1 pseudogene is annotated in these 1,194 nt (G+C 55.9%); it reads left to right on the top strand.

Annotated elements, in window-relative coordinates:
* Positions 1-1,194, top strand: a pseudogene (locus ZA06_RS16685) (T9SS type B sorting domain-containing protein); the annotation flags it as partial.

Raw genomic sequence — 1,194 nt, 5'->3', positions numbered from 1 at the left:
CAGCATCGACGGGGGATTGACTTTTGTAAGTTCACCGGTGTTCACGGGTCTTGCGGAAGGGGACTACGAAGTAGTGCTCCAATATACCTTGGGAAGTTCGGTGTGTCTGACGGAGCCACAGACGGTGACCATCACGGCGAACGACCCAATCGTGGGCGTTGCCGAACTGACGGCACCCTATACCTGTACCAGTACCGGGACTATCACGGTAAATAACGTTTCCGGAGGCGTAGCGCCATATACTTATAGCCTTGACGGAGTGACCTTCCAGTCGGGCAGTACCTTTACGGGACTTACGGCGGGCACCTACACGGTGACGATCCAGGACGCTACGGGCTGTACCTACATTACCAATGCGGTGGACATTGCACCTTTGGACCCACCGGCCGATATGGACTTTACCAACACGCCTGTGACCTGTCCGTCGAACACGGCTACCATTACGATAGCTACGGTAACGGGAGGCACGGGAGCTTTGGAATACCAGATCATCGCACCGGCCTCGGCGGCCACAGCCTACCAGGCCTCGAACGAATTTGCCGGATTGGAACCGGGCACCTATACCTTCCAGGTTAAGGACGCCAACGACTGTACCTATACAGAAACCTATACCATCGATCCGCTTCCGGCCCTTACCATGGGAGCTGTCCTTGTAAAGGACCTTGACTGTACCGCATCTCCGGATGCCATCATCGAAGGGACCATAGGAGGAGGGACACCGCCATATACCTATGCGGTATCGATAGGCGGGGCAGCCTACAGTGCGTTGGGAGCTACGGGAGCTACCTTTACCTATACCACGGCCGTTGCCGGGACCTACCAGTTCCAGGTAACCGATGCCAGTGGGTGTACGGCAGAAACGGGCGTGATCACAGTTCAGCCCATTTCCATGCCGGACCTAACGGTGGACCTGCATGCACCAATATTGTGTAACGGTGATGCCAACGCCTCGATAGACGTTACCATCGACACCACGGTAGGGACGCCACCGTTCACCATCAACGTCACCAACGATACCACGGGAGTGGACTACGGTACGCAGACCTCTGGATTGACTGCAGGAACCTATACGGTAACCCTAACCGATGCCAAGTCCTGTGAGGCCACAGAGACGGTAACCATCGGTGAGCCGGATGCCATAGCAGTGGACTACCATACCATAGACATTACCTGTACCTCTACGGGCGTATCCCA

The sequence above is a fragment of the Mangrovimonas xylaniphaga genome (assembly GCF_001280435.1).
GTDB classification, from domain to species: Bacteria; Bacteroidota; Bacteroidia; order Flavobacteriales; family Flavobacteriaceae; genus Mangrovimonas_A; species Mangrovimonas_A xylaniphaga.
This window is presented reverse-complemented; position numbering and strand designations above follow the sequence as displayed.